Source organism: Lysinibacillus pakistanensis (assembly GCF_030123245.1).
In the GTDB taxonomy this organism is placed as follows: Bacteria; Bacillota; Bacilli; order Bacillales_A; family Planococcaceae; genus Lysinibacillus; species Lysinibacillus pakistanensis.
This window is the reverse complement of record NZ_CP126101.1, coordinates 997,297-1,024,215: the sequence shown is the minus strand read 5'-3', so window position 1 is coordinate 1,024,215 and position 26,919 is coordinate 997,297. Positions and strand designations below refer to the sequence as shown.

The following is a 26,919-nucleotide window of genomic DNA, read 5'->3' as shown; positions in this document are numbered from 1 at the left end:
GCTCACTAGTGCAGCACGTGAGCAGTTATTAAATATAGATATTTAAAGCATAAAAAAGGACATACTCGCTTTCAATTTCAAGCGAGTATGTCCTTTTCACTGATCTCTCAACATATCTAACCTTTTATTTATTTTCTTTCTTTTTTTATTAAACAATATCTCTTTCAGCTTACTATCCGTATTGTTATATTTCTTAAATAAATCATCTGGGTTATCAAATATTCCCAAATCATCTGTTATGGAAAAGCTTTGGACATATACACTTTCACCAGTCCAACAGAGATTTATATTATCTTTATCCTTAACTGAAATTCCATAACCGATAAATCCTTCATTAAAGCTACATAGTCGACTTTTCACTTGCTTTAAATACGAATCGTCTATAATCACACCTTCTAACACAATCCAATCATCATGTAATTGAACCTCCGTCCAAGCATGAACAATTTTACTTGGTGCTAATAGATAAGTAATGCCAGTCAAAGCTCCCTTTTGCATTTTTTTATCAATAAGGAATCCATGTATTCTACAAGGAATCCCAACTGCTCTAAGTAAAGCCATTAGAAGCGTACTTTTTGTATTACATTGCCCATATCCATCGCGCAATACTTCAGAAGCGGGAATATCATCTGTCCGATTATAGCCAAACTTAATTTCATTTCTTACAAAATCATAAATTTCTTTAATTCGATCTTCATACGCAAAGTCACTCCATCCTCTTTGTTTTACTAATTGCTGGAGTGCTTCATCTTGAAAATTTAGCATGGCTGTCGGTTCCAAATATTTCATCATCAGTATTCACCCTTTTCTTCTTCTCTAAATACCCTTATATTACTATTATATCTATAATTATCCACTTACACTAGAATATCTTATGATTAATAATTTTTAATCATTCAAAGTATGTATATTAAATTGATTAGTCACTAAGAGAAGATATAAATTTGAATCGGTAGGGATTTTTCACCCTACCGATTACTAGTTATACATTACCTTCTTCAATATGCTTCTTTCTTAAAAAAATCAAGGATAAACTAAAAAGGCATGTTAACAATAATCCACACCAAAATGCTTTCGTCATTGCCTCAACAATATACCCTTGCGCATCATTTCGGATATTACTTTGAATAGTTTTAACTTCTTTTTCTATATTTTCAATTTCAGTATTTACCATAGCAGTTATTTTCTTTTCTAAATCTGCTGAAGCATTAACCTCCACGGTTTTAGGCTTTTGTTTTAATGCCTCTTCCATTTTCATTGCGACAAATTGATCAGACATTTCCTTAGAGACCTTAAAATCCTCTACTTTCTGCTCTCCTTCAAAAAAGCTATCTTTTTTTCCCTTTAGATTGTCAATAGCGACCGTCTTGACGGCATCAGGTATTTCACTATTTTCAAATCGTGCCACACCATCATCCACTATATCGTTTGCATATTGATTTAAAAAACTTAGAGTAATAGAAACAAATAAAGATACACCTAGGGCACCTCCAAGATTTCGTGCTGTCGCAAATATACCCGATCCCAAAGAGACATGCTTTTCTGAAACAGAAACCGTACACACTGTTACACTTGTAACCATGATGATACCCAATCCAGTACCTAATAAGGACATCATCGTAATAAGCATTGGGAATTCAGTATCTGGTGTTAATTTTAAGAGGAAAATAAAACCTGTGACAGTAAAAACATAACCAAAAAGCATTGGGACTTGATAGCCAATTTTATCGATTATTCTCCCGACGATTGGTGCTACGATTAACATGACTGCCGATAAAGGTGTAATAAGAAATGATGCATAAAGAGTTGTGAAATCTTTTACTTGTGTCAGATAAACAGGTAACAAAATTAAAGTACCCATTAACAAAATGCCACCTAAGAAATTTGATAGAATGCCACCCAAATAATGTTTATTGTTAAATATTGAAAAATCTACTAATGGCACCTTTGCCCGCTTTTCTATAAAAATAAATAATAGTGTGGCTAAGATACTTATTGAAAAGTATATATATATTGTCGTTGAATTCCACCCTAATTTCTCACCCTGCAATATTGCATAAGTTAAAAAATAGAGTGCCACGCTAATGACTAACATACCTAGCACATCTAATTTAAATGGAGATTTGATATCTTTAAATCCTTTAAAAGCTAATAGGATAAATGGAAAGGCTACAATAATAATTGGAACATTGATATAAAAGATCCAACGCCAATTAATAAAATCTGTCACTACACCTCCAAGACTAGGACCAATAGCTACAGCAAGTGCACCAACAGCTCCCCATATTCCCATGGCAAGCCCCATTTTTTCTGCTGGTACCGCTGTCCTTACTAGCATCATACTAGTTGGGATAATCATTGCCCCTCCAATGCCTTGTAAAACTCTAGCAGCAATTAAAACTTCTACAGTAGGGGCCATTCCACATAATAATGAGCTTATGGCAAATATGATAACGCCAATTAAAAAGATTTTTCTTCTGCCAAAAAAATCTGCAATTTTTCCTAAAGTAATTAATAAAATAGCGAGCGTTAGCACAAAAGAATTGATAATCCAAGAAGCGACACTTAAATTAATTTCATAATCATTCATAATATTAGGGAGTGAAATATTTACTACGGTACTGTCTAAAAAAACTAAAAATAAACCAAGGCTTACCGCTAATACCTGCTTCATACCCCCGTATATAGGCTCATTTTGATTTGTCATTGTCAACCCTCTTTCATCTGTTCCATGAATTTATAATTGGGTCGGGACATCCAATACAATTTTCCCAATCAATTCCTTAAGAACATCTGGCGTCGGTCCCATGACTGTTCCTGCCATACTATCCCGAATATACCTCTCAATCGGTGTATTAGCGGAATAGGCATGCCCTCCACAAACTTTTAACCCTAATTCTGCCACCTGTAATACTGTTTGACAGGCCATTACCTTAACCTCTAATGTACTGACCATATCAACTTCCTTGTTCTCCATCCGTTGAACAAATACATTTAACGCTGTCTCTGCCTGATCGCATAGTACCTTTATTTCTCCAATCATTTGCTGAATACTTTGAAAATCAGAAAGATTTGTATTGATATGTGTATAAAATCGTTTCTTCACATAATTTACCGATTCATTGTATATTGCCTTGGCGATCCCAATATTGACTGCTGAAATTCCAATTTGTCCCATTGGAAGCAGTGCCTCACGGGTAATTTTAAAGCCTTCTCCTTCTTCACCAATTAGCATCTGTTTATTTAAGTAAGTATCTATAGTTAATGGTGCACTTTGATTTCCTCTTAGTCCCATACCTTCCCATTTCCCACCAACCTCAATGCCATTATATTCGCTAGCTACAGCAAAGAAATTACTTTGCATTGAATTCTTCGCGAAAGTCGCTTTAGAGTTAATGACATACACATCTGCCTCTCCAGCACTAGTCACCATAATTTTATTGGTCTTTAATCGAAGCCCTTTGTCAGTTTCATTTACCTGACTAACTGGTAAGAAAAAATAACAGCCAGATCCAGCTTCACTTAGTGCAATTGTCGTAAGACATTGACCTTTACCTATATTACTTAAAATATTTCTTATATAGTCATTTTCTTTTCCATACAATAAAATAGAAACTGCTGACATATGTTGCACATAGACAAGTGCTGTAGAAGCACAAGCTTGAGCCAGCCTAATCACTGTTTCTTTATAAAGGGATAATGGAGCCTCTAAACCGCCCAACTGCTGAGGAATGATTAAGCCTAAAAAACCCTCCCGTCCAAGCTCGGTAATATTTTCTCTTGGAAACTCTCGTTCTCTATCAATTCGTGCAGCATTTGGGGCAACAAAATCAACGATAATATCATCCAATTTCGTCAAAAGATCTTGCGTAAAATTTTTTTCTTGTATAGTACTCAATTTATTGCCTCCTCTTTTAATAGTATGGGTGAAAATCTCGCATCATCGCATAATGAATCCACTTCAAAAGGTATGCTTTCGTTTAGTTTCTTCATATCCTGAACTACCATATTTCCATAAATAATAAGATTCCCTATTTTTTCTCGACCTTCTCTTGAAATCTTAATGGTTGTATCCTCAAATCGATTCCATCGTTCTCTTGGCTCGATTAAGATACCACTATTACATAAATGTTGGCATTTTCCAATTTGCTCTGCATGAAGTCGAAGTGTGTGACAGGATCTAGAAGTAGACACCAATGGATAATTTAAAAAGCCATTTACTTTAATTCCTTCATCTCTAAGCAATTGCACAGAATTTTCCATATGAATATTGACATCTACATCAATTTCCGTTACACCATTTTCTTTCATAAACCTGATCATAGATGGATTGGCAATATTTAATTGTAAAAATTGTTCCTTCGTCGCCTGCTCTTCATATTGCAATATATCTTCATACCATGGGCAGTTCCCATAGCTAAAAATTAGTTGCCTACCTAATGATAAAGAGATGTTTGGAGGTAAAGACTGTTGAGCTAAATAACGCATTGTTCCCCAATCATTGACAATCAAATTTAGCTCATAATGGAAAAAGCGCTGCATTTCTGCAATAAATCTTTTCATCGAGGCTTCAAACAACATAGGCATTTCAATTTTCATTTTTTTATCGCGTTCCAATAAAAATTGTATATGCTGATCTTCAAGACCAACCATTTTATAATGGCAGCCTGAATGCCCAAAAGAAACAATTTGATAACTGTCTAATACTTCATCTGATAATGTAAATAAATAATCATGATGAATTCTTAGCTCTTTTACTGGCGTTTTCAATTATGCATCACCTAAATGTATGTTTTTGTAATTGCAGTTGGTTTATAAGTACATCGACATTTTTCACAAAAGCGTGGCACCCATTTCATGACCCACATGAGCTGCTCCTGCTCCGTTATTTTCATCTTTTGATCTATTGTTAAGCCTGAAATACCCATTTCTCGCCATTCATTAAACATATTCACAACCATCGCTAATGTCACTGGATTAGGGGCTTCCCTTCCAAGAAATTTTATGGCAGTAACACCAGCAGAAACTAGATCTTCTAGATTACACAAACTACAATCAGTTGCACTATCTAAAAAATGCTGCTGATTACTGTGTGTGTTTAATGGAGATAAAACTCGATATAGAGTTCTGATCCCTTCCCCAATTTCAAGATTATTTGGGCTTTCCCATAAACGACAGTTCCCAGCCATACTGCCAGTGCCAAAATTCCCTGTAATCATCAGTTCCATCTCTAAATCCCGAAGTTCGTGAATTTCTTCTAATGTCATTGATTGCGACAATGATATCCTTTTGACACCTGATTCCTTCAATAGCTCGGCTCCATATTTATTAACTGGTGCTAATTGTGAGCCTGAAATAATTTGGATGTTCTTTTCCAAAGAATTAAGTAAATGACAGGATTGTATTGAAGATATTGTTATAGCATCTACACCTTTTTCAAGTGCTCTATTAACATGCTTTTGATAGTCTTTTTCAAAGCCTGTTGGGATGTATGGAGTATTGGCCATAAATATAACTCTAAGATTGTTTGCTTTTGCTAAAGCAATTATGTCGTCTATTTCCTCCCAATCTGAAAAGTGAGCAGGATAATCTGCTACTGTTTGAAATTTGTTATCAAATGATAGCTGTTGAAAAAGCGGAGTTGAAACGCCAAAATATATTTCATTGGCACCGGCCTCTATCATTTCTTCCATCATAAATTTTGATCGCACAGGTGCTACGATTTTTAAATTCTCCATCTTATCGCTTCCTTTCTATCCAACAGGGAGCATACTTCGTAGACGGTTAACAGATGCTTTAAGACTTTCCATAAAATAATCAATATCCTTGTAATCCGTGTAATTACCAAAACTAATACGAATAGACGATTTTATTCGATCTTCAGACAGGCCGAGTGCTAACAATACATGAGATAAATTAGCCTTATCAGCACTACAGGCAGAGCCAATAGATACTGCAATACCATATGTTTGACTTAATAGAACCGCTAATGCTTCTGCTCGTATATTCAGAAAAGATATATTAATAGTATTTTGTAATAAATCCTCACCTAACACAGGCCCATTAATTTCATAGTGTTCAATCGAATTTTCTAATTTATCTAGGAAATAGGATCTTAATGCGATTATTTTATTAGCATTTTGCTTTAGCTCTTCTTTTGCCATTTCGCAGGCTTTACCAAAACCAATAATAGCTAATAGATTTTCTGTGCCACCACGAAAACCTTTTTCTTGTCCACCGCCATGAAGAAGCTGATCTAATTTACGTTCACCGTTTTTCAAGTACAATGCACCTGTGCCCTTTGGACCATATATTTTATGGGCAGCCATCGATAATGCATCCACTCCTAAGTCCCGTACATCAATCTGGATTTTGCCTATCACCTGTACAGCGTCAACATGAAAGATAATATTGCTATTGATATTTTTAACAACTCTCACCATCTCTTGAATTGGTTGAATTGAGCCAATTTCATTGTTGGCAAACATGATTGAAACAAGCGCTGTATTCTCTTGTATAGCGTTTTTTAAATCTTCAATAGCTATGAAGCCATTAGTATCAACAGGTAAATAGGTAATTTCAGCACCAAGGGTAGATAAATATCGACATACTTCTAAGGTTGCAGCATGCTCAATTTTAGAAGTGATGATATGAAAGGGGCACTTATCATTTGACAAGAAATGTCCTTTCAATGCAGTGTTAATCGACTCTGTACCACCAGAAGTAAAAAATATATCTGTTTCTTCTGCATTAATTAATGTGGCAACATGTAAGCGTGCCTCTTCCATTTTTAATTTCGCTAACTGCCCAAAGGAGTGGGTGCTAGAGGGATTACCAAATAGCATTATATTTTCTATCATAGTAGAAGCCACTTCCTCCCGAAGAGGAGTAGTGGCATTATAATCAAAATACCTTCCTATCATAAAAGCCTCCTAAGCTGCCGAACGTATTTGCTCAAATAACTCATGTAAAATATTTAAACAATGCATTTGAGGAGGCTCCAACTCCCCTAGCATTTTATCAATCTCATGTTGTGGTTGCTGCTTAATTTCTTCTATTGATTTATTAATGATAAATTCTGCAAATATATCAGCTGTTGCTAAAGATGTTGCACAACCATATGCTTTATATTTTGCATCGAGTATTTCCCCATCTTCTACCTTTACACTCATGAAAATTGTATCCCCACAAACAGAGTTACCAATTTTTAATTCCATATTTGCATCAGTCAGTTCACCTGAATGTCGAGGGTTGCTAAAATAATCAACAATGATAGAATTGTACATGTTTAGATCCTCTCTTAAACTTCGGCCATTTCACTTTTAGCTTCTGCGGCATCCATATGCTTCTCTAAATTAATAGCACAGCAACCAATTTCTGCACCCGCTACTCTAGAAAGGTATACCACCTTTTGACCGTTTCTTCCGCACTCGCACGTATTTTCCTTTTTTAAATACACTAAATCCTCTGTTTGAATAAATCCTGGATATGACAAGGACGTAGGGTCAAATATAGCTAAAACACCTCTTTTTCCTTGTGGCACCTCTTCAGCTAAATTTTTGGGATTTCTTAATGAAAAATGAACCCAAGGTGGTACATGCTTAGAATGCTTCTCACACTCGATAGCTAAGATATTAGATTCAACCAATCCATACATATCTCTAATATTTTCTTCAGGAATACCTAAAAATTCAGCACATTCTTTATTGTATTGTTCTCGAGGTATCTCCATACCAGAGAAGCGTTTCCAGCCCCCTAGATTGATAATCATCGTCTTTTGATCCAACTTCAAATGAATATTATTTGTTTTTAAATAATTAACCAATTTATAAATTAAAAATGGTGGTCCTATGATGTGCCGCGTATGAATGTTTTGCCATTTTTCTAAAGTTTCTATTGCCTCTTTAGGTTTGAAGGATGCTCTCTTAACAAGACATCGTGTTGCGTCAAACAAGCCTGAGAGCATGTTTAGTACTTTTACCATTCCCATCTCTGGCATTTCTTCTGGAGATGGGAATAAGAAGAGACCAGCACCACGAGAGAAAGCGAACATCTCTCTATACATTGCATATATACTAAATACGCAATTGTTTAATGTTTCCGCATCCCTTCTTGATATACTTGGGATACCACTAGTTCCTGTACTTCGCATTTCAAATTCAATATTCTCTAAAGATGTTGATAGTAATAAATGAGAGTCAGGTCTTTTAAAGCTTGTTACTGGGATAAGTGGGATTTTTTGTATATCATCTAAACTTTGTACATCTGCAGGTGTAACACCGCTATCCTCGCATAGCATTCGATAAAAGCTATTGTTTTCATAATGATATTTAAAATTTTGGGAGATTAAATAACCCTTTAATTCATTAACTTTTTCTTCATCCCACTGAAATAACTGTTGAGTTGACCCAATGACTGCTGTAACTGGATTAATACCTAATTCTTTTAAATTTTCCATTGCTGCTTGAATAGTTACCATTTCATTTCCTCTCCTTTTTAATATCAATTTCTCTCGGATTCTCGGCTTTTGATTGCCTAATAAAGAACCAATAGTAAGCCGTTACACAGGAATTATTAAAGGAACATCAACCATATACCAATCACTAATTATTACAAATTTTGTAATATAGTTGACATAAAAAGATTAACATAAGAACAAATGATGTAACCCCTAATTCAATACAAGAAAAAAAGTAAATTCCACAAAAAAACTTGTGGAATTTACAAATTGAACACTACATTATTATTGCAAAATACTTATCATTTAGTAGTTTAAGAATAAACCATTGGTCCACTTTTTCGTGTAATCCTAACTATTAGCAAACCATTTTTCTTTGTGATAGACTGTACTATATTTGATAGAAAAGGGGGTATTCGATGACCCAGCAGAAGTCTAATAAGGCGGCTTTGTATATTTTAATGTTTAATATGTTTATCGTAATGGGGAGTATTGGGATTATTATTCCTGTAATGCCCGAGTATTTAAGAATATTTGGTGCTGCGGGACAAGTTCTAGGTATGCTTATTGCAACGTTCGCCTTCGCTCAATTCGTTTTTTCTCCAATTGCTGGGAATCTTTCGGATCAGTATGGTCGAAAAAATCTTATTATTTTCGGACTTATACTAACTGGACTTGCTCAAATCGGCTTTGGACTTTCTACAGAAGTGTGGATGCTCTTCTTAGCACGCTTTTTAGGTGGCCTTGGATCAGCCTTTGTTGCACCTCCTATTATGGCATTTGTCGCAGATGTTACAACATATGAAGAACGAGGAAAAGGGATGGGGATGCTTGGTGCTGCCATGTCTCTTGGCTTTATGATAGGACCCGGTATTGGTGGTTTCTTATCACATGTTAGCTTACATTTTCCATTTTATACAGCTGGAGCTGCGGCTATTTTGGCTTCTATTTTATCGTTCTTTTTATTACCATCTACCAAACCAAACGCAGCACAAAAAATGCATAAGCAAGACAATCTCGCGAAACAAATGGTACGTTCAGTACATATGCCTTACTTTGTTATGCTCATTATTATGATGGTATTCTCGTTCGGAATTGCTAATTTCCAAACAACTTTATCATTATTTGTTACAGAAAAGTTTCATTATACACCTGGGGATATTGCTATTATTCTAGTGGTGGGTGGTGCTTTTGGTGTAGTTGTACAAATGTTTGTCATTACACCACTCTTTAATCGCTACGGTGAAATGAAGGTCGTATTAGTCAATTTATTTATAGCAGCCATATCTATCTACTTAATATTATTTGTATCTGGGTTTGCCCTTATTTTAGTTGTTGCGACAATCTTCTCGACAGCCACAACATTAATTCGTCCTGCTGTTAACACACTGATCTCCAAGCTTGCTGAAAATGAGCAAGGATTTGCAGCAGGTCTGAATAATGCTTATATGAGTCTTGGGAATATGATTGGTCCAGCATTGGCAGGTATTTTATTTGATTGGAATATGAATAGCCCTTATATATTTGGTGCTATTATTTTGATGGCTTGCTTCTTCCTTGCCCTTATCTGGACAATGAAAAAAGCGCCGCATCTTATGCAGCCCAATTCTAAATAACCTGAAAAGTTATTGACTATTATTAGTAGTATGATACATTTATGTTGTTACAATACTAAACAGAAATTGAATAATTATTACCACTAGGGGAGTCTTTAAAAGGCTGAGACGTATATTTCTATATACGGACCCTTTGAACCTGATCTAGTTCATACTAGCGGAGGGAAGTGGCGACATCTTGCTTTTTGAAATGTAAATGCAAGGCCGCTTCCTATTGTTTTCAGGGAGCGGCCTTTTTGTGCTCGCCAGTTTAGCGGCGATAACTATTCATTTTATATTTCAAGGGAGTGTAACTTATGTCAGTTCGAAAATTAACAATCATGGCCTTATTAGTGGCAATTGCCATAGCAGGTTCTACCTTCGTTTCAATTCCAACAGGGATTGCGCGCGCATATCCGATACAACATGCCATCAATGTCATCGGTGCCATTCTACTCGGACCAATACCAACTGTTATCATTGCTCTTGTTACAGCGATTATTCGTATTCTAACAGGGACAGGCTCCCTATTAGCCATTCCTGGCAGTGTCATTGGCGCATTTTGTGCAGCACTGGCTTATAAATACAGTGGTATGCCTTGGCTAGCAGGTGTTGGTGAAATAGTAGGAACTGGGATTATCGCCTCCCTCATTGCAGTACCATATGCATATATCTTAATGGGGACATCCGTAGCAGCAATGTTTTTCATGCCTGCCTTTTTAACCTCTAGTATTATTGGTGCTATTTTTGGTGTGGCAATTGCTAGTAGTTTACGAAATACTGCACTTATTAAAAATTTTCGTTAAATTTTCCAGAGTAAGGATTCCCTCCTGTCCATTTTTGAGCAGGGGGTTTCCCTTTGAACTAGAGCTTCTTCCTTTTCACTATTAAAACGCAAAAACAGTGCAAAATAAACATTTATTTTGCACTGTCATTTAATCCAAATTATCTTTTCTTCATGCCCTTTAATAGCTGAGCAACATTTGTATCCTCTGCCTGTGTGGTTTTATTTTCAACAAGCTGCTCTTTTTTCTTCGACTTAGTAAAGAAGCTCCAACCAAAGCGTCGGATTGTAATATCGATGAAGAACAATAGCATACCTGCTAATATAAGCCATGTTGCTATATTTTGACGATCTGCGCCTTTCTTCGTAAATTCACGAAATACCTCCTTCGGTTCTTTCAAAACAGAGCCGCCCGTTTGCTTTGTCAGTTCTTCCACCAGCTTATCATTTACAGGTCGTAACTCATATTCAGCACTATAAGGTACACTTATACCCGCTTGAAAAATAGCTTGATCTTCATCAGCGATACGGAAGAAAATTAACCCTGGCTCCGCTTGCACAACTGCCCGAATCTGTGAGGCTGAAATAGCCTCAAGCTGTGTTTCAAGTTCTTCTCCTGCTTCATTGACAGCTACAACATCTAAAAAAGCTGCTTCATTGGTAGGATCTGTAATAACAAATGAACCATCCGATTCTAAACGTACGTCGTAGGCAACATCATTATAGCTTGGGAGCATTTGTGAAATAAGCGTTTGCCAAAATGTTCCCCAATCCTGCCATCTTGCCCAGTCACCTGTCCATTTACCTGTCGAATCAGAAGTAAAGGCAAATGTCTTACCAAGGCCATATTGCCACTGCGCTAGTACTGGATCCTCTTTCTCGCTTTCAGCAATGACAGAGGCCCCCTGCTTTGCTGTTGTTCCAATATAAGCATTCATTTGAGGTACACCATTTGCAAATAACGTGTTCCAACCAGATGCATTGTAGATGGTTGGATAGAAAGGATTATCCTCAATATATGTGCGTGAAATCATTGCCGTTTCACGGGATAAAATAGAAGGTATTGTCTGCTCATCAACAACGTCATAGAATCGTCCGCTACCCATTTCACTAAGCGCTTCAAGTAAATTGGCATCTGCATCCTGTCCAATCGCTACAGTAGATAATGTTACACCATTCTCTTTTCCTTCAGCGATTAAGTCTTCATAATTCCCTGACTGTGACTGTCCATCTGTTAATAGAATAATATGCTTACGCTGTAGCTTTAAATCTGCTAAGTTTTCATAGGCTTTAGCGAGAGATCCATAAATCTCTGTCCCACCGCCTGGCGTTACGGATAAAATCGTATCCACAGCCTCTTCCTTATTGGTAAGTGGACCTGTTTCGATAATTTCCCAAGGTCGATCATCAAAGGCAATAAAGCCGAGTGTATCTTCATCTCGAAGCATTTCAACAGAACGAGCCGCCGCCTCCTTAGCTAGCTCTAGCTTCGAACCATACATACTGCCAGAGCGGTCAAGCACGATAACTAGTCCTAATGAAGGCAATTGTTCCTTCCCTTTAATCTCCATTTCAACAGGTAGTAAAGTTTCAATTGGTGTTTTAAAATAGCCGCCCAAGCCAAAGCTATTTTCGCCCCCTACCATCGTAAAGCCAACGCCAAAGTTTTTGACTGCCTGCTCAATCACATTCATTTTGGCCTCGCCCACTAAATGACCTGGCACATTGTCAAAAATAATGGCATTGTACTGTAGATAACTTGAAAGCTCATTTGGCAAACTTTGAGCATCTACAACATTAAAGGAAATGGATTGTTTACCAAGAGCGGCTGCTATAGGTGATGCGCTATCATAACCATTAACAATTAATAAATGTGGTTCACTTTGGACCATTGTAACGCTGGTTAGTTTATTATTTTCAAATATGGCGTCCTGCTCTACCTGTACAACAGCTTCATACTTTACAAGCCCCTCTGCTGTAGCGGTATGTTTATAGGTAAATACATTGGAGCCTTGTGCAAGCTCTACAGCCTCTCGGTGAACAAGTTTGTCGTTTTCATATAATAGAAGCTCACCTTTATTAGCCGCTGTTGCATGAACTTCAGTAACTAATTGCTGCTGCTCACCCACATATGCAACCTGTGGGGTTACAAAGCTTTTCAATGATACATCTGTAGAAACTGGTTGATGAAATGGAACAACATCAACGCTTATATTGGACCCTTTAAATTTCGAGGCAAACTCTAAGGCATTGCCCTTTGTTTCATTGCCATCTGTTAGAAGTACCAATCGTGTTGCCTTTTTCGAATTAACAATCCCCGAAGCAAGCTGTAGACTTTGTTCGATATTTGTTTGGTCTGTTGCTTCTATGTTTGTAAACTTCGGCACTTCCTTTAATGAATTCGATAATATTGCTTCTGTCTGCAGTGTTGATGAAAAAGAATAAATCCCTGCAAGCTGTTCATCCTTTTTCGACTGTAAACTTTCCTCTATAAAATTAGCCATCTCACCGTCTGTGCCATTCATAGAAGCAGAACGGTCTACCATAAATAATATTTGCTCTTCCTTTATAGGTAATAAAATATAAGGACCTGCAAGTGCAAAAACTAAGCAAATGACTGCTAGAATACGAATTCCTAGCACTGTGATATGGCTCTTTTTCAAGCGCTGCCGCTCTCGCCAATAGGTCCAGCCAAAATACATAAATATGGGGAGTAAAAGCAACAATGCTAATGGCATATCAATTCGTAAATCCACGTCGTCGTTGCACCTCCCACTCTGTTACAAGTACTAGTAAAATAAGAAGAATAAGCCAAGGTACAAGTGAAGCTTTTGCTATTTCTTCTTTGCCATTTTCCTTGAGCTCTCCTAATGTATAGCTAGTTCCTTTTTGGATAACACGCTCTTGTGCTTGAAGCTGGACAATTAAGCGCTTTTCTTCATCTTCTGAGCGTGCTGTATAAATACCCGGCTTCATTGGAGCTGTTAATAAGCCATTCGTTATGGACGATAAAAACTGATCGTCCTGCGAATATACACTCCAATCGCCCTGTTTCAAAGCAACTGCACGTTGCTCGTTCGGCGTAAAAATACCAAGTGAACCAATCGATTCTGAAAGCTGCTGTTCCGCACTCCACAAAAATAATGGAAATGAAGGGTGCAGAGGCCAATCTGTATCTGCAATATCAGCTAATATGACAAGATCACCTTTAGGAGAACGTTGTATAAAGGGATGATCTCCAACCGATGCAATTGTTTTATAATTATCAAACCCAGGATATACAGTGCTAACATAAATATCTTTTAGCTCACTAAATGCAAACAATGCATCACTTGTTGTATTTACTTCGCCCTTTGCTTCAATTTTTTCGGCATCATCACGACCAAATAATACTATAGGTTTGTCCATCTTTTTGAGCAGTGCTGTTTGGTTAGTTACTACAGTCGCTTCTTGATTATCAGCTATCTGTAAAGAGGGAATAATCTTGACACTGCTATTAATTGTTTGAAAGCCCTTTTGAATGAGTTGATGCATACTTTGATCGACCACTATTTTTGAGGTAGTCGTTTGTAGTAAAACAGTTTGTGAATTATCGACTGTATAATCATCATCTACAGCAATGGTAGCCATCAATGTATCCTCTAATGGTAAATCTTTAAAGGTTTTGGTCACAGCTTCTTTTGGAGGCAATGTAATATCTTCTGACACTACCTTATTATTCTCTGCATTTTGTAACAAAAGAGTAACCCTTTGCTCCAAATCAGTATCATTTTGTAGCTGCACTAATGCCATCGTGGTTTGACCATCTGTAGTTGCAGCAAAACGAGTAATCGCAACATTCTTTAAATCTTTAGCAGAGCCTTTTACAATCCATTTCACTGTATCTTTTTCCATTGGTAAGTGCTTTTTATCAAGCGCATCAGTAAATACATAAATGGATGTTGGTATATCTCCAACAAAAGCCTGTGCCACATCAAGTGCCTTATTCATTTGCGCTGTTTCATAGGTAACTTCCAGCTCTTGAATCGCTTTTTCAATATCTTTCGTGTTTGTCACCTGCTGTAGCACAGCTTTCGGTGTATTGCCTGTTGTAATAAGCGTCACAGGTCTACCATTCAGTTGACCCACCAAAGATAACATTTCCTTTTTATGTGCATCAAATGTTGACTGCTCTTTCCCCGCAAGCATTGTTGCAGACGTGTCCACAATAAAAATTGTCTGTGCACCTACAATTGTTGATTTTTTAACATAAGGGTTCATAAGGGCTAGTACCAATAAAAGAAGTGCTAGAAGTTGCAAAAAGAGCAGAGCATTTTTTTGTAGTTGCTTTAAGTATGGTGATACACGCGTTTCCTGCATAATTTCCGACCAAAAAAGTGTAGAAGATACGGTTTGATCGATATATTTTTTTCGAAAGAAATAATATAGTAGGACAATGACCGGGATGATGGCCGTCCAGCTAAAAAGTATTTGACTAAAGCCCAATACGGCTCACCTCACCTAATCCAATGTGCTTTTAATAATTGCTGAAAGATGGCATGCTGTAATCCATCCTCCACTTTAAGCTGTAATTTTCGAACACCAAAGCGTCGACAAATAGCTTCGAATTCCTCTTCATGCAATAAACGTCGTGCCATATATGCGTCTAAAACTTTAGAGGACATTGTAACGTTGACATCTTTGCCAGTCTCACGATCTAATAGGCGGACATCACCAGTGTAATTAGGAGAGAGCTCCTCCTCCGTGACAATTTGTAATATACGGACATCCCCTGCATATCGCGGTAATCTTTTTAACAGTTGCTCCCATTCCTCAATTGACTCTAGTCCATCTGTAACAATAAATAGCACTGTACTATCTTTTGGTAATGCTCTTAAAGCTCCCTGTGCAAAGCTTCCTGTGGAATCAGCTTCTTGTATTTCCGTTATGACTTGTAAAAAAGCGCGTCGATACATAGCGCCTTTACGGCGAAATGGCGGCTTTATCTCATCTTGTACAAAAGAAAAGGATAAACGATCGTCACGACCAAGCACCATTAAACCAAGAGAAGCAACAATTTGACGAGCAAATGTCCATTTAGTATCATCCCCCATGGATTTAGTGGTATCTAGCAAAATGTGTACACGCATCTCTTGTTCATCTAAAAATCTTTTTATAAAGTATTTATCCGTTCTTGCAAATACGTTCCAATCGACCTGCCGTACATCATCACCTAAGTGATATTCACGAAAATCTGAGAAATCGAGTGATGCCCCGAAGCGCTGCGAACGGTGCGAGCCTTTATGCTGCCCTCGCAATTTGGAGGCCGTCGCTAATTGGAAGCGACTAATTTTCGCTAACCAATCTTCAGGCAATATTATTTTTTGCGTCACTTGCTAACACCTTGCTGTACTTTTTCTAAAATAACATCAATCACATCGTCCGCTGTTTTTCCTGAAGCCTCCCCTTCATAATTCAGCAGCATACGATGACGTAATACTGGCTTCGCTACAGATTTAATATCGGCTACAGAAACATGGAAGCGCCCATTCATGAGTGCTCTAGCCTTCGCTAGCTTTATTAAGCTTTGCAAACCACGTGGACCGCTACCATACATCGCATATTGCTTGACCTCGTCAATAGCATCGACTCTTTCAGGATGTGTAGCGACAACTAAGTCCGTTGCAAATTCAAGCATTTCATCAGCAACCAGTATTTCCTTTACCATTTGCTGTGCCTCAATAAGTGCCTCTGTATTCATTATTTTTTGTAGGCCAATTTCCTGAGCACCTGTTGTACGCTTCATAATTTCCATTAGCTCACTTTTCTCAGGATAGGGTACAAGTATTTTACATAGAAAACGGTCCATTTGCGCCTCAGGCAATGGATAAGTTCCCTCCATCTCAATCGGGTTTTGCGTAGCTAGCACAAAAAAGGGCTTAGCCATCCTTTTTGTATCCCCTAAAATCGTAACCGTCTTTTCTCCCATAGCCTCAAGCAATGCACTTTGAGTTTTAGGTGTTGCACGATTTATTTCGTCGGCTAATACCATCTGACTAAAAATCGGACCAGACTGGAATGTAAACTGCTGTTTACCGTCTGCTGTACGTTCAATCATACTTGTTCCGGTTATATCTGCTGGCATAAGATCAGGTGTAAATTGAATACGTGAAAACGATAAATCAAGTACCTCAGAAATTGTACGAATTAACATCGTTTTTCCTAAGCCCGGTAGCCCCTCTAGTAATGCGTGACCATCAGCGAGAACCGCGTACAATGTATAGTCGATTGCTTCCTCTTGACCGACAATAAAGCGATGAATTTCTTCCTTCACCTGCTGCAATTTCATACTCATTTCAACATACTGTTGCTCTGTAAATGCCATTTCTTTTCCTCCTACTGCGACTCTATTGACGTGAAATAAGATTGCACGACGTTTTGTAAATCTTTCGGTAATTGTAATCGTTCCGAGCTCTCAATATAGCTATCCTTATAGGACCCTATTACTTCCTCATATGGGCGGACAGTTCCCTTAGTTATTGGCCCATTTCCTTGCTGCTCTGATACATGTGAGCCATCTCCTAGTGCACCACCGTCCACTGATGTCTCACTAGAGCCTCCAATTCGATTTGGTGTCGTTAATAAAGAACGACTACCCTGGCCCGTTCCTGCCCCTTGTCCTTGACCTTTTCCTTGTCCTTGTCCTTGACCCTGTCCTTGACCTTGACCCTGTCCTTGACCCTGTCCTTGACCTTTTCCTTGACCCTGTCCTTGTCCCTGACTATTGCTAGACTGCTGGGAATTGCTTTGAGAATTACTTTGGCTTTGCTGGCTTGCCTGCCCTTGTTGATTGCTTGACTGTGAATTCCCCGATGGATTTTGGCTCGAATTGGGATTACTTTGCTGACTGTTATTAGCATTATTGGCACTCGCAATAGCATTTTGCAATGTATTGCTTGCTGGTTTTCCAAGCTTGCTCATCGCTGTCTGAGTAGCATTAGCATTTTGTGTTAGCTCTTGCTGCATTTGGGCAAGCTCCTTCAACTGCTCAACATCTTCCTCCGATAAACGATTGCCTTCCGTGGTACCATCCTGGCTAGTCGTTTGCTTGTCTTTTAATTGCTGCTCCTTTAAGGCAAGCTCCTTTTGTTTTTTCACGACTTCACGTAACGCTTCTTCAGCCGTTTCTGCCTCTTTTAACGTATTTTGTAATTCTTTTAGCTGCTCTTTCACGTCTTTTGTTTGAGCCTTTTTCTCAAGCTTGGCAACTTCCTTCTTAACGTCCTCGATAACAGCCTTTTCTTGTTCTACCTCGATGGCTTCCATTTGTGTGGCTGATGGAAACAAATATAAAATTGCCAGTACAACTGTCGACACAAAAATTCCACTTAGTGCCTTTGGACGGAATAAATATTTTTTTCTCGCTTTAAAATTTGCAAAGGATATTTCAGCGTTTTGTACTGCTTTTGTGAGCAGTGATTGGATAAGTGGATCCTTATCATCCTGAAACGATAAGGCTGTCACTAGTTCATTGTGTAAAAAATAATCGTCCAGTCTATGCAATGCTTCCTTTTCTTTAGCACGCTTCCACCACATAAATATGCCTGACGCTAGTACAACCACAAAAAAGACTATTAATGCTGTTTGTCTGTAAAATGGCCATACAAATAATCTGGAGACGAGGACAAGAGAAGCACTCGAAAGCAAAGCAAAAAACAGACCGTATTGTGCAATGGGAATACTTCTTTCAACTGTTAAACTCGTCTTTGCACGTTGAATATATTTTCGTAATTGCTTACGACGCTCCATAAGATTTCCTCCTCATCGGTTACTTTTCATGTTGGCACGTAATTTTTTAATGGCGATTGTTAGGCATAAAACGATAATCAAGATATACGCTATTAAATACGTAATCCAAACAGGTAATTTGACGCCTGAAAGTTCGCTAAGCGCGTCTCCCATTTCTGGTGAAATAAGTGTTAACATCAATGCACCTGGGTTAATGGACGCCCAGAAATATGTCATATAGGAGGTATTCGTGCCTATGGTATTCCCCGACTGATGGAAGGCCATTGTTAAAAAGAAGAAAAATGCCGTAATACCACCTAAGAAGATAATTGAACCATATGTTGCAATCATGGCAACGATTGTTCTTTTGGTAATGGTTGAAAACATTACCCCAATACTACCTATTGCAACTACTGTTACTAGATAAAATAAAAATATTGAAATTAACTGAGATGGTGATACCCCACCAAATAAAAATACTAAACTATATAAAGGTAGCCCTGCGATTAGCATTAATACTAAAAATGCTACTGAAGAGAGAAGTTTACCAATAATGATTTGTGTAGAGCTTTGTGTTGTTGTTAGTAAAATATTTAATGTTTGCTTTTCCCTTTCACTACTAATAGCACCAGCAGTCAAGCTCGGTGTAATAAATAGGACAAGAGCCATCTGTAAAATAGTTAATACAGCAAACATCATAAAGCTTGTATCTGGTCTAAAGAAGCCTCTACCGGTGAATCCAGTAGTTAGTAGAAGAAATCCTGCTATAAAAATACAAAGTACTGCTAAATAAAACATCAATCCTGAGAAACTTTTAAAAGAACGGAAGCGTAACTTCAATTCTTTTACGAGTACCGGATTATAAAATCGTTCCATCATTGATTGTCCGCTCCCTTCGTAATCGCCATAAAGACATCCTCTAAATCTTTTTCCTCTTCACTTAATGCATAGATAGGTAAATTCGCTAGCATTGCCTTTTTTAAGAGTGCTACTTGATCTGCATCTGTTCCCCGATAATTAAAGGCTATTTCTAGGCGATTATCTATTACATCTATCGAGGAGATTAAAGGGTCCTCCTCTAAGAAAGCACGTACCTCATTTACTCGATCTGTAACCTTAATAACAATACGTTTCTCACCTTGTAGCTGGGCCTGGATGGAAGAGACATTGCCATGAGCAATAAGCTTTCCATTATCAATAACGCCAATTTCATCACACATTTCTGCAAGCTCTGGTAGAATATGCGAGGAAATTAATATCGTTTTGCCCATTGATTTTAGATTTCGCAAAATATCTCGCATTTCTACTCGTGCACGTGGATCTAATCCCGAGGCAGGCTCATCCAATATTAATACCTTTGGGTCATGGATAAGAGCTCGTGCTAGGCATAAACGTTGCTTCATCCCACGCGACAATAAATCTACATATTCATAACGTTTACTTGTTAAATTCACAAGTTCAAGTAGCTGTGGAATAAGAACCTTTCGTTCAGCTGCACCTATTCCATAGCTAGCACCATAGAAATCTAGATATTCATCCACCTTTAATTGATCATACACACCAAAGAAATCTGGCATATAGCCAATTTGCTTTCGTACCTCTTTTGGTTCTGTAATGACACTCTTTCCATTAATAAGTGCATCACCAGAAGTTGGAGACAACAGGGTCGCTAATATCGAGAAAGTAGTGGATTTCCCTGCTCCATTAGCACCAACAAATCCAAAAACAACGCCTTCTTCTAATGTTAGATTTAGATGATCTAAAGCTGTAAAGGAGCCATATCTTTTCGTCAAATCACGAATTTCAATCATTATTTTTCGCCACTCCCTTCAGCTCTACATCTGGTAATTTTGTTTGCTCACCTGTTTGATCTGGCCCAAATTTAATCTCCATAAGCAACTCGCCATTTTCATTGAAATACTTTGATATGTTCTCTGTAAACACTTGTTTTGTATCTACTAATGGCTCATAATTTTTCGTTTCATTATTCCAAATCGACAATTGCATACGCTTAACATCCTTATTTGAAACAGTTAGTTCATTTAATGTTTGAACTGAACTCATAAAGTTATCTGGCATTGCAATGGATACCTCATATAAACCATCTGACATATACCAATTATTTAATTGCTCATCTATTTTATCGTAATACGCATTAGCGGATTGAGGATTTACTGAATACGAAAAGTTATTACGTTTCATCGTAAATGGCCCTGATAGCTCTACTTTGCCATCAAACGGCTGAATAAAATAAGAAATAGGTGACATTTTGGCACTTGTTTCAAGCTCCACACCAGCAATGGCTTGTTCAGCCCATGCAGTTATAACAGGTCTCTTATCATTTTCAACTAGTGGCAGTGCTAAAGTTTGCATCCGCTCAATTCGTAGTGGATTTACTTCTTCCTTCTTCGATGGATAATTATAATTGTAGCTCGTAAATGTAGATGGCTTTTGAAGAACAGTCGCCGTAAACTCTTTATCTACTTTAAGAGTTCCATTCGCCTCTATATCGCCCAGCTTAACTTCTTTAATACCAGAGATTAAGGTAATATCCTTTAAAGCAAACGGAAAATTATTTTTAATTGTCCCTGTTAATTTTTCATTTTTTAACGTTATATCGATATCCAGTTTGCCAATATTTTGCGCCGATGTTTTTCCTGCAAAGGACTGAACGGACCAATAGTTTAAATCACGTAAAGTTAAAGTAGAGCCATTTGCATTTTCTTTAATGTAAGATGATTCATGTAAATTTCCACTTGTTCCTGTGAAACCATTATTTCGACGAAGCGCAAATGCACTAGTATCCTTATCTGCATTCACAACAAAATTACCACTTCTGTTTGTTAGTAGGGATTCTACATAATAGCCATTTAAACTACTATCTTCATTCACTTTAAAAAATGCTGATTGCTGAATTTGTGGCTGTACAATTCGATCCTTCGCACCGAAAATGAACAAAACAATCGATAACGCAACTGACATAATTGGAATTATCCACCACGCCTGTTCACGCTTGTCTATTTTCTTTAGGATAAAATATAAAATCGGTCCAATAATTAAAATATATAATATGATAACGATTAACATATAGCTAACAGATACTTCAAAGGATGGGAATATTTCGTTTACATCATTCAGTTCATAAGACAGTCGATCCATTGTTGACTGACCGCGCCCCATCATACCTTGCTGAGAAAGACTTTGAATATCCAGTAATTTTGCTGCTAATGTTGCATAGCCATCCATTGAAGCGAGCGGTTGATCTCCTAATGAAAAGGCAGTTTGAATAATTTCTCCACTACCAATCTTTTTCTTAGATGCTAGAAGGGTATTATTGTCTGTTAATATCGGTGAACTTCCTTCATTTCCAGTAGCTGCAAAAACAGATATCGGTTGTGAAAAAATACCCCCACCTGATATTTTTGATAAGCTATCTGCGGAAACGGTTGTCAATTGCTGTGATAATGTGAGTGGTAAATAATCCTTAAATATGCCGGCTGTTGCATTTACTTGATCACCAGCTCCCACTAACAAAGTACCGCCGTCCTGTACCCATTTAAATAAAGCCTGTTGTTGTTTTTCCGATAGATCAGCGATGGCAATTTCATCGATGACAATAATGTTCGCCATCGCAAAGCCTTGCGCATCTTCAGGTAATGTAAAATTTTTTATTTGCTTTAAATTAAAAACCTCTACATTGTTTTGAGCAGCAAATTGAGACAGGCGTAAAAATGCTGATAAGCGATCACTTTTATCTGTTAGCGTATAAATAAATACAGAAGAGGGATCTAAAAAGTTACCTTGTATTCGTTTTGTTCCTTTATAATCAACTTTTTTCCCCTTTTCAATGCTTCCCTCATAAAAGGCAAATAAATCTGCGTCTGAATAATCAGCTAAACCATCTAAATAAAAATCAAATGTTTTTTCTTCTCCTGCTGCGATATCAATCGGCAATACTAGTGCGGATGCAGCTGCATAGGAGCTAGAAGCATTAATAGCCATATCTCCTGAAAAATCTGCACCATTATTTTTTACGGTTACTTGAAGCGGCACTAGTGATTGATATTTTGCTTTTCCTGTAATTCCTACCTTAGCTTGTACCTCTAACGTTGCAGCTGCTTTTGCCTGCTCCACAGGTAGAAGAAAGCTAATAACAAGCATAAATAGGAATACGAGTGCCGTGATATTCGTTTTTTTCAAAAGCTCAACCCCTTTTTTGTCTATAAATATTAATGGTTACATAATTATACGTTTAAAATTGAATTTTGTTCCATTTCTTATGACATCTTCATGAATATTCATAAACTCTTAAGAATTAAAAAGGCAATCCAGAAAGTAATTTCGCTATTACTCTAGATTGCCTTTATATTTTCTATTTCAAGTAATCAAACAAGCATCGTGCATGATCTTGTACCACTTCGACGAAAGCCTCTACTTGCCGCAATTCAAATGAGGATTCATACCCTATTAACCATGTATCGCGCGTTAAACCAAATTCTTTTTCATTATTTGTAAGAGCTATTTTATTAATACCATCATGATCATTTAAAGTGATGGAGGGTAAAATTGCATAACCAATGCCGTCTAATGCCATTTGTTTACAGATTTCAATTTGATCAACCAAAATTTGTCGTCTAGGATTTGAAGCAAAATGCTGCTGCCACCATTGTTGAATTTCTTGATAATAATTAGAATCACTTTTAAATTGAATAAAAGGTCGCTCTGTAGAAAGTACATCTTCAATTGTTTTTAATTCCTTATCAACTAAATAAAGGGTATCCCGAAAAAGATGAATTTTTTCTCCCTTCCAATCAACCTGTCCACGAACAATCCCCACATGAGCCTCTCCTTCATACAGTGCTTTCACAATTTCAGAGCTCCAGCCTGTCATAAGCGAGATCTTCGCCTCAGGATATTTTGCTACAAAATCCTTCAATATTTTAGGTAGCCAGTTTTGCCCAACAATCGAAGCACAGGCGATTTTCAATGTCCCATTTACTTTTGTTGTCAATGATTGGATTGTTTCAAAAATCTCTTCTTTTTTACTTAGCATTTCTGTAGCATAGCCAATCACTAGCTCTCCAGCAGGTGTTGCCGTCAATCCTTTTTGCGAACGAATAAATAGCTGCGCTCCCCAATCCTTTTCAATCGTTTGCAAACGTTGAGAAAGCGCTGGTTGGGATAAAAATAGACGTTCTGCTGCCTTTCGCATATTGCGTTCCTCAGCTAATACTTTTAAGATTTCAGCTTCTGTTGCCATCAATCAGTAAACCTCCAATACAAGCAAAGAGGGTCTCATGATTTTCATCTGAGTCCCCCTCTTACCCTACTACTCTTTTAGATAAATATATTTTTTCAATTGCTTTAAAATTACACGTCTCGTTAAAATCCCTGCAAATGTACCTTCTTCGTCCACAACACATAAAAAGGCATGATTAATCACTAAATCGAGAGCCCGCTGAAAAGTATCTGTTAACTTTAATACGGCAATATCTTTCTCCATAATTGTATCCACTTTAATATCAGGAAGCTTTTCATATTCAATATGTTCGAGTCCAAGAATGGATTCTGTAATCATTTTCATGCTTAGTAGCCCTTGAAGTCGGTATTTCAAATCTAAAACAGGTATCGACGAATACCCTGTACGTGTAAGTACAAGGAGTGCATGCTCTGCACTATTCCCACTTTGTACATGTGCAACCTTTTCAGATGAAATAATAAAATCACTAATTGGCATTGCTAATAAGTCTTTGCTGTTAGTTGAAATCATGAACTTCTTCTCCTTTACTGTTCTTACTATGAAGAACAGGGTGCTTCCTTTTTATCATATCATAACTTTTCCTTTTATGACCACGACAAGGTAGAGAAGAGTTTTTAAAGAACCACGAATGATTTTAATGTTTTGAACTAAACTAAGTCGTAAGTTGGGGACCTTCATTCAGACATGCATCTGAATGAAGATACCAATTTTAATAGCCTGCCTGACTCCAGTAATAAAAAATCATACCACCTAAAAAAAGTAAAAAAATGAGATAAACCCATACAATAGGATTTAGCATTGTTGCATACTCTTCAACCGTTTCTGAAATCGGTGTATCATTTTCTGACTTTCGTTCAGAGGTCATTTTCGCAATCCTTAATGTTGACACAAAAGAAATAACTGAAATGATTGTAATGGCAATAAGAGCCGGTATTAACCACATACCCATTGGCAAAACTCCTTTCTTTACCCTTAGTATGCGTCAATCCGACTCTTCATTATGCAAATTATTTTGTTTAGAATGGATACTGATTAAGCCATTGTCCACCATCAAGCGTCACACATTCACCATTCATATAGCTAGCTTTAGCAGACAGCATGAATGTTGCCAAGTCAGCAATCTCCTCAGGGGTTCCTGTACGCCCTAACGGTACAGAATCTAATGTACGAGCAGCTGCAGCCTCTGACTCCCAAAGCCTTTCTGCACCACCTGTACGCTCAATTGGACCTGGTGCAATTGCATTCACTCGAATCCCGTACTGTTTTCCCCATTCAACAGCTAGTGTTCTCGTTAAAGATAAGACGCCCGCTTTAGCAGCCGCTGAATGAACAACCCCTGCGCCAGCATTCCATGCATAAGTTGCAACCATATTTAAAATGGATCCTTTTATATTATTCTGAATCCAATACTTACCAACAGCAGAAGAACAGAAAAATGTACCATTTAACACAATATCAACAACAGCCTTCCAGCCATTCGGTGATAAGTCTTCCGCGCGTACGATAAAATTCCCAGCAGCATTATTCACAAGCCCATCAACCTGTCCAAATTTTTCAACAGCAAATGCTAGCATCGCCTCTGCATGCTCTGGAACTCGAACATCCATTTGGAAAGTCTCAATTGAAGTTCCAGCCTCTAAAATAAAGGCCTTTGCCTCTGCTAAACGTTCTTCATTGCGGCCTGTGATAACAACATTCGCTCCTTCGGCAACAAAGTTCTTAGCCATATATAGTCCCATTCCACTTGATCCACCCGTAATAATAATTGTTTTCCCCTGCAACATACCATTTCCCCCTTCACAAAAATGAATGATGATTCATATAAATATTACTATATTTTCTCGTATATGTCATATTAATTCTGCAAATAGTCAGGAAAAATTGATAAACCTTTCTTTTACATAAAAAGAACCATTCAAGACTCTTGAATAGTTCGTCATTCAGCAATTAATTATTTAAAACTCCCTTAATCACTTGATTAACTAAAACTCATAATGATAGGCTATGTTATAAAGTTCTCTTAGCTCATCTTCTGTAGGTATTTTAGGATTATTACCTGGACTTCCACTAGCAATTGCATCAACGGTCATTTTTGGGATAGCCGCATAAAAGGCATCTTCCTCAATTCCCCATTGTTTTAAATTACCGATGCTCATTTTTTTACACATCTCTTTAATAGAAATAATCGCTAAATCTGCAAGCTCTTCCTTCGTTAATAATTTACCATCCTTATTGAAAAATTCGCCGAGGTCTGCAAGTTGATTAATACAGGCATCCTTAGAAAACTCCAAAACTACTGGTAAAAGCATAGCATTGGATATTCCATGAGGTACATGGAATAAAGCTCCAATTGGTCGAGACATTCCATGCACTAAAGCAACAGACGCATTAGAGAACGATAGGCCCGCCTGCAAGGAGCCTAGCGACATGGCCTCCCGAGCATCAATATCATCACCATGTTCATATACCCTAAACAGATTATTGACGATTAATTCCATAGCTGATAATGCTAGCACATTCGAATAGGGATGTGCTAAGCGAGATAAGTAACTCTCAATCGCATGGCTCAAAGCATCAATACCAGTTGCTGCAGTAATAGCAGGGGGAGAGGTAACCGTTAATACGGGATCAACAATCGCAATGGTAGGCATAAAGGCAGGTTGCTTGATCATCATTTTTACATCATTTTGCGTATTTGTAATAACTGTTGCATCCGTTGCCTCAGAGCCAGTGCCTGCTGTTGTTGGGATTGCAATATGAGGGATAGGTGCTTGCTCTGCGATTTTTTGCATTTTTATATAATCGCCTATATAGCCACCATTTGTCGCCACAACGGCAACCGCTTTCCCCGTGTCAATACAGCTTCCAATCCTTGCGCCTTTAAATATGTGCGACATTGGTTGACAAAACCTAAGCTATCCATAATAGGGTCACTTATAATAAGTGCCTTATTTCCCAATTTTTTTGCATACACCCCAACTTCCTCAAAGGCATCTCGTCCATATACAATAGTTGCTGGCGAATGGACAGTAAAGATTGTTTTTGTTTGAATCAT

At 37.6% G+C, this 26,919-nt stretch carries 22 protein-coding genes, 1 pseudogene and 1 riboswitch; of the genes and pseudogenes, 2 read left to right on the top strand and 21 right to left on the bottom strand.

Going from position 1 to position 26,919, the window contains the following annotated elements:
• Positions 1 to 96 precede the first annotated feature (96 nt).
• From QNH24_RS04775 to QNH24_RS04740, 8 genes are all read right to left on the bottom strand, one after another.
• Entirely contained in the window at positions 97 to 792 is a 696-nt protein-coding gene (locus QNH24_RS04775; RefSeq protein WP_283870982.1) for a transglutaminase-like domain-containing protein, read from the bottom strand.
• Positions 793 to 982: 190 nt separating this feature from the next.
• A complete protein-coding gene (locus QNH24_RS04770; protein WP_283870981.1) occupies positions 983 to 2,707 on the bottom strand; it encodes an MFS transporter in 1,725 nt (574 codons plus the stop codon).
• 30 nt (positions 2,708 to 2,737) lie between these two features.
• Positions 2,738 to 3,898 carry an acyl-CoA dehydrogenase family protein gene (locus QNH24_RS04765; protein ID WP_283870980.1) on the bottom strand — a complete coding sequence of 387 codons (1,161 nt, stop codon included), beginning with the start codon at positions 3,896 to 3,898 and terminating at the stop codon, positions 2,738 to 2,740.
• Positions 3,895 to 4,770, bottom strand: coding sequence for a hypothetical protein (locus QNH24_RS04760; RefSeq protein ID WP_283870979.1), 876 nt, complete (start codon positions 4,768 to 4,770; stop codon positions 3,895 to 3,897). The genes QNH24_RS04765 and QNH24_RS04760 overlap by 4 nt, the downstream gene beginning before the upstream one ends.
• A gap of 11 nt (positions 4,771 to 4,781) precedes the next feature.
• The gene (locus QNH24_RS04755; RefSeq protein WP_283870978.1) at positions 4,782 to 5,738 is read right to left on the bottom strand and encodes a peptidase U32 family protein; all 957 of its coding nucleotides are present in this window, start codon (positions 5,736 to 5,738) and stop codon (positions 4,782 to 4,784) included.
• A 15-nt stretch (positions 5,739 to 5,753) separates the two neighbouring features.
• Positions 5,754 to 6,923: a cysteine desulfurase family protein gene (locus QNH24_RS04750; RefSeq protein ID WP_283870977.1), complete on the bottom strand. Its 1,170-nt coding sequence runs from the start codon at positions 6,921 to 6,923 to the stop codon at positions 5,754 to 5,756.
• Between the two features lie 9 nt (positions 6,924 to 6,932).
• Positions 6,933 to 7,286: an iron-sulfur cluster assembly scaffold protein gene (locus QNH24_RS04745; RefSeq protein WP_054770764.1), complete on the bottom strand. Its 354-nt coding sequence runs from the start codon at positions 7,284 to 7,286 to the stop codon at positions 6,933 to 6,935.
• A 14-nt stretch (positions 7,287 to 7,300) separates the two neighbouring features.
• Positions 7,301 to 8,479: a LuxE/PaaK family acyltransferase gene (locus QNH24_RS04740; protein ID WP_283870976.1), complete on the bottom strand. Its 1,179-nt coding sequence runs from the start codon at positions 8,477 to 8,479 to the stop codon at positions 7,301 to 7,303.
• A gap of 398 nt (positions 8,480 to 8,877) precedes the next feature.
• On the opposite strand from QNH24_RS04740, the gene QNH24_RS04735 reads away from it, so the two are divergent.
• Positions 8,878 to 10,074: an MFS transporter gene (locus QNH24_RS04735; protein WP_283870975.1), complete on the top strand. Its 1,197-nt coding sequence runs from the start codon at positions 8,878 to 8,880 to the stop codon at positions 10,072 to 10,074.
• Between the two features lie 75 nt (positions 10,075 to 10,149).
• Positions 10,150 to 10,257: riboswitch (TPP riboswitch) on the top strand.
• A 113-nt stretch (positions 10,258 to 10,370) separates the two neighbouring features.
• Positions 10,371 to 10,859 (top strand): energy coupling factor transporter S component ThiW, encoded by a 489-nt coding sequence (gene thiW / locus QNH24_RS04730; RefSeq protein WP_283870974.1) that lies wholly within the window; start codon positions 10,371 to 10,373, stop codon positions 10,857 to 10,859.
• 139 nt (positions 10,860 to 10,998) lie between these two features.
• On the opposite strand, the gene QNH24_RS04725 is transcribed toward thiW, so the two are convergent.
• The 13 genes and pseudogenes from QNH24_RS04725 to QNH24_RS04665 form a co-directional block, all read right to left on the bottom strand.
• Positions 10,999 to 13,593 carry a VWA domain-containing protein gene (locus tag QNH24_RS04725; protein WP_283870973.1) on the bottom strand — a complete coding sequence of 865 codons (2,595 nt, stop codon included), beginning with the start codon at positions 13,591 to 13,593 and terminating at the stop codon, positions 10,999 to 11,001.
• Positions 13,577 to 15,322 carry a vWA domain-containing protein gene (locus QNH24_RS04720; protein WP_283870972.1) on the bottom strand — a complete coding sequence of 582 codons (1,746 nt, stop codon included), beginning with the start codon at positions 15,320 to 15,322 and terminating at the stop codon, positions 13,577 to 13,579. The genes QNH24_RS04725 and QNH24_RS04720 overlap by 17 nt, the downstream gene beginning before the upstream one ends.
• Positions 15,323 to 15,333: 11 nt before the next feature.
• Entirely contained in the window at positions 15,334 to 16,209 is an 876-nt protein-coding gene (locus tag QNH24_RS04715) for a DUF58 domain-containing protein (RefSeq protein ID WP_283870971.1), read from the bottom strand.
• Entirely contained in the window at positions 16,206 to 17,201 is a 996-nt protein-coding gene (locus QNH24_RS04710) for an AAA family ATPase (RefSeq protein ID WP_283870970.1), read from the bottom strand. Before QNH24_RS04710 ends, QNH24_RS04715 begins: the two co-directional genes overlap by 4 nt.
• 11 nt (positions 17,202 to 17,212) lie before the next feature.
• Positions 17,213 to 18,625 carry a DUF8809 domain-containing protein gene (locus QNH24_RS04705; RefSeq protein ID WP_283870969.1) on the bottom strand — a complete coding sequence of 471 codons (1,413 nt, stop codon included), beginning with the start codon at positions 18,623 to 18,625 and terminating at the stop codon, positions 17,213 to 17,215.
• A 12-nt stretch (positions 18,626 to 18,637) separates the two neighbouring features.
• Complete coding sequence (locus tag QNH24_RS04700; protein WP_283870968.1) at positions 18,638 to 19,483, bottom strand: ABC transporter permease; 846 nt, start codon at positions 19,481 to 19,483, stop codon at positions 18,638 to 18,640.
• A complete protein-coding gene (locus QNH24_RS04695) occupies positions 19,480 to 20,415 on the bottom strand; it encodes an ABC transporter ATP-binding protein (protein ID WP_283870967.1) in 936 nt (311 codons plus the stop codon). The genes QNH24_RS04700 and QNH24_RS04695 overlap by 4 nt, the downstream gene beginning before the upstream one ends.
• Positions 20,408 to 22,804, bottom strand: coding sequence for a DUF8725 domain-containing protein (locus tag QNH24_RS04690; protein WP_283870966.1), 2,397 nt, complete (start codon positions 22,802 to 22,804; stop codon positions 20,408 to 20,410). Before QNH24_RS04690 ends, QNH24_RS04695 begins: the two co-directional genes overlap by 8 nt.
• A gap of 172 nt (positions 22,805 to 22,976) precedes the next feature.
• Complete coding sequence (gene ccpC / locus QNH24_RS04685; RefSeq protein WP_283872744.1) at positions 22,977 to 23,864, bottom strand: transcriptional regulator CcpC; 888 nt, start codon at positions 23,862 to 23,864, stop codon at positions 22,977 to 22,979.
• Positions 23,865 to 23,933: 69 nt separating this feature from the next.
• Positions 23,934 to 24,374, bottom strand: a complete 441-nt coding sequence (gene cbpB / locus QNH24_RS04680) for a cyclic-di-AMP-binding protein CbpB (protein WP_054770762.1) — start codon at positions 24,372 to 24,374, stop codon at positions 23,934 to 23,936.
• Between the two features lie 199 nt (positions 24,375 to 24,573).
• Positions 24,574 to 24,813, bottom strand: coding sequence for a short-chain dehydrogenase (locus QNH24_RS04675; RefSeq protein WP_283870965.1), 240 nt, complete (start codon positions 24,811 to 24,813; stop codon positions 24,574 to 24,576).
• Between the two features lie 67 nt (positions 24,814 to 24,880).
• Entirely contained in the window at positions 24,881 to 25,648 is a 768-nt protein-coding gene (fadH, locus tag QNH24_RS04670; protein WP_054770761.1) for a 2,4-dienoyl-CoA reductase, read from the bottom strand.
• A 198-nt stretch (positions 25,649 to 25,846) separates the two neighbouring features.
• Positions 25,847 to 26,919 (bottom strand): annotated as a pseudogene (locus QNH24_RS04665) (iron-containing alcohol dehydrogenase).

Coding starts and splice junctions, on each gene's coding strand:
- QNH24_RS04775 (WP_283870982.1), bottom strand. CDS start 792: ATGATGAAATATTTGGAACCGACAGCCATGCTAAATTTTCAAGATGAA.
- QNH24_RS04770 (WP_283870981.1), bottom strand. CDS start 2,707: ATGACAAATCAAAATGAGCCTATATACGGGGGTATGAAGCAGGTATTA.
- QNH24_RS04755 (WP_283870978.1), bottom strand. CDS start 5,738: ATGGAGAATTTAAAAATCGTAGCACCTGTGCGATCAAAATTTATGATG.
- QNH24_RS04750 (WP_283870977.1), bottom strand. CDS start 6,923: ATGATAGGAAGGTATTTTGATTATAATGCCACTACTCCTCTTCGGGAG.
- QNH24_RS04745 (WP_054770764.1), bottom strand. CDS start 7,286: ATGTACAATTCTATCATTGTTGATTATTTTAGCAACCCTCGACATTCA.
- QNH24_RS04740 (WP_283870976.1), bottom strand. CDS start 8,479: ATGGTAACTATTCAAGCAGCAATGGAAAATTTAAAAGAATTAGGTATT.
- QNH24_RS04735 (WP_283870975.1), top strand. CDS start 8,878: ATGACCCAGCAGAAGTCTAATAAGGCGGCTTTGTATATTTTAATGTTT.
- thiW (WP_283870974.1), top strand. CDS start 10,371: ATGTCAGTTCGAAAATTAACAATCATGGCCTTATTAGTGGCAATTGCC.
- QNH24_RS04710 (WP_283870970.1), bottom strand. CDS start 17,201: ATGGCATTTACAGAGCAACAGTATGTTGAAATGAGTATGAAATTGCAG.
- QNH24_RS04705 (WP_283870969.1), bottom strand. CDS start 18,625: ATGGAGCGTCGTAAGCAATTACGAAAATATATTCAACGTGCAAAGACG.
- QNH24_RS04700 (WP_283870968.1), bottom strand. CDS start 19,483: ATGATGGAACGATTTTATAATCCGGTACTCGTAAAAGAATTGAAGTTA.
- QNH24_RS04695 (WP_283870967.1), bottom strand. CDS start 20,415: ATGATTGAAATTCGTGATTTGACGAAAAGATATGGCTCCTTTACAGCT.
- ccpC (WP_283872744.1), bottom strand. CDS start 23,864: ATGGCAACAGAAGCTGAAATCTTAAAAGTATTAGCTGAGGAACGCAAT.
- cbpB (WP_054770762.1), bottom strand. CDS start 24,374: ATGATTTCAACTAACAGCAAAGACTTATTAGCAATGCCAATTAGTGAT.
- QNH24_RS04675 (WP_283870965.1), bottom strand. CDS start 24,813: ATGGGTATGTGGTTAATACCGGCTCTTATTGCCATTACAATCATTTCA.
- fadH (WP_054770761.1), bottom strand. CDS start 25,648: ATGTTGCAGGGGAAAACAATTATTATTACGGGTGGATCAAGTGGAATG.